Below are 6,949 nucleotides of genomic sequence, written 5' to 3' on the forward strand. Positions count from 1 at the left end.
CTTAAAAACACGCGAAAAAAGCCACTTTCGGCTACATTTTCCCGTCCAAAGCATTTAGCAGGGAATCAAGGCGCAAAGTGAGCTTTTTAGCCCCCAGACGGCACAGGTGGTCGTAATCATTTGCCACCCTCCCCACATAGTCATGACTGCCCATTTTGTTTTCATCCATCAGCACAAAATTCTTGTCCGTTTCAGCCAATTCTTCAAGCCGTTTCAAGAGCATTTCCGCAGTCGAGCGACGCATGCCATGCCGCCCATAACTCCCCGTATTTCGGTAATACGGACTGATAGGGAAAACCACCCCCACGACAACGACATTCTGCCTTTTAGCAATTTCCAATATTCGCGAAAGTTCCGAAAAATTCGATTCATAGCGAGCCCCGTCATCGTACGCTGTGCTATCCTCCAAAATTTCAACAACCCCTTTGCCATCAGACGCCCAATCTTCCACGCAAGCTATAGACCGCCATCCGCGACTATCACACATCTGTTTATACTCACGGTCTTCATCATCCAACTTCGCTTTTGCAATTTCCATGACACGGTTTACAAACAAGCTATCTACGCCATCACGCCAAAACTGGTGATGCATATCGTACTGAAACCCCGCTGCATCTCCAAAATTCACCTGAATGGCGTCCATCGAGTCGCATTCGTTCCAAAGATCAAAATCCATTCCTATCACTAGATATTTCAGTTCCTTTGCATGTAACGAGACATAGTTTTCATAAAGGTATTCCATGCAATGCAAATCACACGGAACTGTAGACAAGTTAATAGCAAAGTGTTGTAACATTTCTGGATTAATGCCAGACATCGTATGAGAATTGCCCATGCAGACGACTTCCGCAGAATCGCGATACTCCCACAAAAGTGAAATTTTTTGAGCAAGAATATGCGTATACTGGCCTTCGTTGGCATAATAAGCGCCTAAGCTATCATAATTCCACGAATACGATTTTGTCGATTGAGAAGAAACCGGCTCAGAATCCGAGCAACCGGAAACAAGCAAAAGCGAGAACATCACCAAACCAACAAGGAACTTCATACTCGCAAAATATATTTTTCTATCATTATATGCATGTACACGGAACCTAAATTTTTAGCAATGAAAGAGCCCTCCAAGTTCAAGAGGCTCGCTGAACTTTTAAGAGTCATTATTTTGCAATTAGGCGATGACGTACCACGCGCCCGCCGTGAGTTCGAGACCTACACCGAATGGCTCCACCTGCCCGAATCCGAGCGATTGACAGGCAAGAACCAAGCGCAAATGATTGACTTGTACAAGACGTTTCGCACCCGCGCGGGGCTTGGCTTTGAACGTGACGTGTACCTGGAACAGGAACCGGGCGACCGCGAAGTGGCAAACGAAAAGCCTATTCAATTTGCGGTACTCGTACACAATTTGCGAAGCGCATTTAACGTGGGTTCAATCATCCGCAGCACCGACTGCTTTGGACTCGAAGGCGTACACCTCAGCGGCTACAGTTGCAGCCCCGACCACGTGACCGTCAAAAGCGCTGCACGCGGCTGCCAGGAATGGATTCCCATCAAGCGTTGGGAAAGCCCGTTCGATTGCATCAAGTGGCACAAGGAAAACGGCTACGAAATCATTGCGCTCGAAACCGGCGAAGACATCCCTAGTATAAACAACGTAAAATGGCCCGAAAAAGGCCTCATCGTTCTCGGTAACGAAGAACTCGGCATCGCCCCAGAAATCATGGCCGAAGCGACCATGAAAGTCACCATCCCGATGGCAGGCCGCAAGGCATCCATGAACGTTGCCGGCGCATTCGCCATCATGGCCTTCTGCCTCCGCAGTAACGCAAAGTAACACCTCGCGCATTTTCAACGTTTTTTCAACGCATTTGCAAAACCGCGCACAAAGCAAAAACCGCAGCATCAAGCCGCGGCTTTTTTGCATTCTGTCACGTCCAACTTGATGGGGCATCTCCTTTTCTCAAATTACTTCTGCGGAGCAAGCGCTTTCACTGCTTCGGTCAAGCGGTCAATAGCCTTGATGAGTTCATCCATCTTGGCATCGCTTACGCCACCGGCAATAGCGGCAGCCGTTGCATTTGCGGCAGTTTCAACAGCCTTAGCCGTTGCTGCAGGAGCTGCGCTCACCGGAACCTTACCAAACCAGATATCCGGCCAACGGTCGTTTCCGCTGTTGTACGTAATACGCGTTGCCGTTTCGACCGGTTCGCCAATCTTCCACAGATAAAGTTCGTAGTCGAACAGGTCGTGGTCATGGCCCTTGTCCGTTGCGCCCCACACGAGCCACTTGCCATCCGGCGAGAGGCGCGGGAAATATTCATGACTGCGACGTCCCGGCAAGTCCATCAGCTTCACGTTCTTCGGGATTCCAAAGAATCCGACCTTTTCCACTTGCTTGCCGTCCTTAGCTGTAAACCACAAAATTTCACTCGGAGCAGCCGTTCCGCCATTACCCGTGGGGTTCACGCGGTAGAGCTTGGAACCATCGAAATTCCAGTCAATCTGGCAACCGTCACCGGACTTGGTCCAGGCGTTCTTAGTCAAATTCCACACCCCCGTTTCGCGCATCGAACCACGGAGCGTGATTGCCAAATGCTTGCCATCCGGGCTCATGTTCGGTTCCTGCAGAATCACGCCAGCCTTCTTGAACGCCTTTTCACCATCGAGCACAAGCGTTTCCTTTTTGCTCGCGAGGTCCATCGTAAAGACCTTGCCAGCACGGCTGAACACAATGGACTTGCCATCCGGGCGCCACGTGCCCCATGTCGCGTTTTCAACAATCTTCGTCTCGTTCGCGCCGTCAATTCCAACGGTCCACAAATCCCACTTTTCCGGGTAATTCGCATCGTTTTCAGGAACCCAACCAGCCTTGCTACGATTGAAAAGCACCTTCGAGCCATCTGGAGCAACACGCGGGAACCAATCCACGTTATTACTCTTGGTGAGCGCACGAGCATTCGTCCCGTCCGCATTCATAATCCAAATGTCGTGGAGCGAATTTGCACGACTCGTCGACCAGACAATAGCTCCTTCAAGCTTGCCCTTCAAGGCATCAAGAGCCTTCTGTTCTTCAGGAGTCGGATCGACAGAAGCACCCATCGGAGCGCCCTGTGCAGCAAAAGCAGATGCGGCCAAAAAGCCAATTGCAGAAATCAACGCAAACTTTTTCATAATCATATTCAAAAGATAGTAACACTAAAAAAAATGCGGAGACACTTTTCTCAAAGCACCTCAAATTCACCGTCTACAAATATAAGTTTTTCGTAAGAAACAAGAGTTTGGGAGAGAACACTAAGGGAACATTTAATCTTATTATAAGCTTTTTTCGCAACCTCTTAAAAATTCGTCAATATATATTTACAAACCGAGGAATGAGCATGAAGTTAAAATTATTCAAAAGCATACTTTTTGCAGGCGTTCTCGCCACCGCATGGAACTGCTCCGAAAGTGCAGCGACACAAGATTCGGCACCCAAGACTTCAGCTACCCCAATCCCCCAGAACATCGTCGTAAGCGAACCCAGCTATTTCTACCAGCTCGGGTCCAGCAATTACGTCATCGCCTCCTCGACTATGACCGTAAGTGACGGTTCCGGGAAAGTCATCGGCACATTCAACACCTCCACAGGCGCCATTTTGTCGCTCTCCGGCGAAATCATCGCCATCAACCTGGACTTGAGCAAACTCCCCGTCATTGCCCCGGCCGTTCCCAACAAAGAACTCATTGCCGTTGACCTTGGCTCCTAGCAATTTTTATATTGCAGTCCATGAGTGACGCTCTCGAAAAACGCATCAAGAAACACATCATCGGAAAACCGCACCGCTTTTTAGCAGTGTCTCCGCTTGGTTTTGAACAAACGCTTTCAAAAGAACTTGGTTTCATTTTGGGAGATGGCTCTACAGAACCTCCGCACGTCACCGGAGATGGCAAAGTCGAATTTATCACAAAAATCACAGAAGCCTGGAAAGTTGTCGCCGTAAGCCGCATCGCAAACCGCGTCCTTATGGAAGTCGCAAATTTCAAGGCCGAAAACTTCCGCGAACTCGAAAAAAAAGCATTCGAAATTCCGTGGGAACTTTATTTAGACGAGAGACGAGAGACGAAAGACGAAAGATATTTATCTAGTAACTCAAAACTAGTAACTAGGAACTTACCGCACATCCACGTTACTTGCAAGCATTCCCGCCTTTACCACAGCGACGCTATCGCCGAACGTTTGTATAAAATAATAGAAGGGGTAAGCATCCCCCTCGCTTCTGCCGACACGGCATCCGCTACCCCCTCTGCGGGGACACCCCGCAACGCCCCGTTGCAAAACGAGAATCACAGCATTCAACAAAATCTTTACGTCAACTTTCTAGACGACCGTTGCACCATTTGGCTAGACCTCGCGGGCGAAGAACTTTACAAACGCGGCTTTGAGAGATTCGTAAATGACGCCCCACTCAAAGAGACCATCGCCTCGGCAATGATCTTCGAAGCTTTCTATACAGCGTCCCTAACCACTAACCACCAACCACTAACCACTCTTATTGATCCCATGTCCGGCAGTGGCACGTTCAGCCTCGAAGCAGCCTGCATTGCAAACAAAATCATTCCCGGTACTTGTCGCGATTTTGCGCTCAAGCACCAGCCAGCCTTCAAAGAAGCTACGTGGAATTTTTTGATTAGACAAGAGACGAGAGACGACAAATGCGTAGGACGAGTGTCGCGACCATGCTTGCATGAGCATGACCGAGTCCAGCATTTGGGATTAGAGCGAAGCGATAATCCAAAGACGAACAGTGCAACTGCAACAATCGCTAAAATCCTCACGAGCGACATTTCCGAACGCGCGGTAAACATCATCAAGCACAACATCGAATGTAGCCCGCTCGCACATATCGAACCTGCGCCAATCGCACCGCAGCAAAAAGATTTTTTCAGCTACACCGCCAAAGAAATTGCAGATGCCTGCAGCGATTCCTCGCCCATTCTCGTGCTGAACCCGCCCTACGGCAAACGCCTTGATTTTGACGCCCCAAAGCTTTACACGCAAATAGGTAAAAAACTAACGGAACTCGCCCGCGACCTGCACCATTTCGGCAAATCGCTCACAGTCGCCATCCTCGCCCCGAAAGACGACACCCGTGATGGCGCCAAGTACACCTGCACTACAAACCTTTTGCGCGAATGCCCCATCCTTTCTAGAGAACATTCCACAACCGCCAAGGTCATCCAAACAAGCCATGGTGGCTTTAGCCTCAACGCCTTCTTTGCTACAATCTAGGCGTCTCGCCATTTTCATCACAAGAATTAATTTTCTAACTTATAACCGAAATTTAAGGTGGCATATATAATGCCGCTAGAATTATTAAAGACAAAAAAAGGATCATTATGCCGAAACTTCGTTCGCTCAAGACTATGGAAGGCCGCGAAATGGCCGGTGCACGTGCCCTTTGGCACGCAACAGGAACCAAGGTTGAAGACTTTGGTAAACCCGTCATTTGCGTGGTGAACAGCTACACCCAGTTTGTACCGGGTCATGTCCACCTCAAGGATGTCGGTCAGGTTGTCGCACGCGCGATCGAAGCTGCCGGCGGTGTCGCCAAGGAAATGAACACCATCGCCGTCGATGACGGTATCGCCATGGGCCACGACGGCATGCTCTACAGCTTGCCCTCCCGTGACCTCATCGCCGACTCCACCGAATACATGGCTAACGCCCACCGCGCCGACGCCCTCGTTTGCATCTCTAACTGCGACAAGGTGACTCCGGGTATGCTCATGGCTGCAATGCGCCTCAACATTCCGGCAATCTTCGTTTCCGGTGGTCCGATGGAAGCTGGCCACGTCACGACGAAGGACGGTAAGGACCGCGCTCTCGACTTGATCGACGCCATGATCGATTCTGCAGACAACACCATCAGCGATGAAGAAGTTGCCGACATCGAAGCCAACGCTTGCCCGACTTGCGGTTCCTGCTCCGGCATGTTCACCGCAAACTCCATGAACTCCCTTACCGAAGCTCTCGGCCTTAGCCTCCCGGGCAACGGCACCATCGTCGCTACCCACGCCGAACGCAAGAAGCTCTTCGAAGCTGCCGGTAAGCGTATCGTGGAACTCTGCCACCAGTATTACGATTTGAACGACGAAAGCATCCTCCCGCGCAGCATCGCCACGAAGGACGCCTTCGAAAACGCCATGCGCCTCGACATCGCCATGGGCGGTTCTTCTAACACCGTTCTCCACTTGCTCGCCGTCGCTCAGGAAGCTGGCGTGGACTTCACCATGAAGGACATCGACCGCCTCTCCCGCAACACGCCGTGCATCTGCAAGGTCGCCCCGACCGTCCACAACATCCACGTCGAAAACGTGAACCGCGCAGGCGGTATCATGGGCATCCTCGGTGAACTTGACCGCATGGGCCTCATCCACAAGAGCGCAAAGACGGTTCACGCCGCCACGATGGGCGACGCCCTCGAAGCAAACGACCTCAAGCGTAATCCGACTGCCGAAGCCAAGCAGCGCTACCTCGCAGGCCCTGGCCGCAAGTACAACATCGAAGCATTCTCTCAGAACTTCATGTATCCGGATCACGACCTCGACCGCGCAAACGGCGCTATCCGCGATGGTGAACACGCTTACACCAAGGACGGCGGCCTCGCTGTTCTGTACGGCAACCTCGCTGTCGATGGCTGCATCGTGAAGACCGCAGGCGTTGACGAATCCATCTGGAAGTTCACCGGCCCGGCCATCGTATTCGAAAGCCAAGAAGAAGCCGTGAACGGCATTCTCGGTAACAAGGTGAAGGCTGGCGACGTGGTCGTCATCCGCTACGAAGGCCCGAAGGGTGGTCCTGGCATGCAAGAAATGCTCTACCCGACCTCTTACCTCAAGAGCCGTCACCTCGGCAAGTCCTGCGCACTGCTTACCGACGGTCGATTCTCCGGCGGTACGAGCGGTCTCT

At 51.2% G+C, this 6,949-nt stretch carries 5 protein-coding genes and 1 pseudogene; 4 read left to right on the forward strand and 2 right to left on the reverse strand.

The genetic code is table 11. The features are described 5' to 3' along the window. Positions 1-31: 31 nt before the first annotated feature. Positions 32-949, reverse strand: a pseudogene (locus B3A20_RS10735) (TIGR02171 family lipoprotein); the annotation flags it as partial. A gap of 159 nt (positions 950-1,108) precedes the next feature. Between B3A20_RS10735 and B3A20_RS10740 the strand changes: the two are divergent. Next, positions 1,109-1,834: a TrmH family RNA methyltransferase gene (locus tag B3A20_RS10740; RefSeq protein WP_290764579.1), complete on the forward strand. Its 726-nt coding sequence runs from the start codon at positions 1,109-1,111 to the stop codon at positions 1,832-1,834. A 131-nt stretch (positions 1,835-1,965) separates the two neighbouring features. Here B3A20_RS10740 and B3A20_RS10745 read toward each other — a convergent pair whose 3' ends face one another. Further along, positions 1,966-3,177 carry a hypothetical protein gene (locus B3A20_RS10745; protein ID WP_290764581.1) on the reverse strand — a complete coding sequence of 404 codons (1,212 nt, stop codon included), beginning with the start codon at positions 3,175-3,177 and terminating at the stop codon, positions 1,966-1,968. 200 nt (positions 3,178-3,377) lie between these two features. Here B3A20_RS10745 and B3A20_RS10750 point away from each other — a divergent pair, with 200 nt between their 5' ends. The 3 genes from B3A20_RS10750 to ilvD all read left to right on the forward strand — a co-directional run. After that, positions 3,378-3,746, forward strand: coding sequence for a hypothetical protein (locus B3A20_RS10750; RefSeq protein ID WP_290764583.1), 369 nt, complete (start codon positions 3,378-3,380; stop codon positions 3,744-3,746). 20 nt (positions 3,747-3,766) lie between these two features. Continuing rightward, positions 3,767-5,269, forward strand: a complete 1,503-nt coding sequence (locus B3A20_RS10755; protein ID WP_290764585.1) for a THUMP domain-containing class I SAM-dependent RNA methyltransferase — start codon at positions 3,767-3,769, stop codon at positions 5,267-5,269. A gap of 107 nt (positions 5,270-5,376) precedes the next feature. Next, positions 5,377-6,949 (forward strand): dihydroxy-acid dehydratase (ilvD, locus tag B3A20_RS10760; protein ID WP_290764588.1); only part of this gene is annotated, 1,573 nt, incomplete at its 3' end.

The sequence above is a fragment of the Fibrobacter sp. UBA4297 genome, assembly GCF_002394865.1.
GTDB lineage: Bacteria > Fibrobacterota > Fibrobacteria > Fibrobacterales > Fibrobacteraceae > Fibrobacter.

What these genes read in the sequence shown, in the direction of transcription:
- B3A20_RS10740 (WP_290764579.1), top strand. Translation starts at nt 1,109, where the DNA reads ATGAAAGAGCCCTCCAAGTTCAAGAGGCTCGCTGAACTTTTAAGAGTC.
- B3A20_RS10745 (WP_290764581.1), bottom strand. Translation starts at nt 3,177, where the DNA reads ATGATTATGAAAAAGTTTGCGTTGATTTCTGCAATTGGCTTTTTGGCC.
- B3A20_RS10750 (WP_290764583.1), top strand. Translation starts at nt 3,378, where the DNA reads ATGAAGTTAAAATTATTCAAAAGCATACTTTTTGCAGGCGTTCTCGCC.
- B3A20_RS10755 (WP_290764585.1), top strand. Translation starts at nt 3,767, where the DNA reads ATGAGTGACGCTCTCGAAAAACGCATCAAGAAACACATCATCGGAAAA.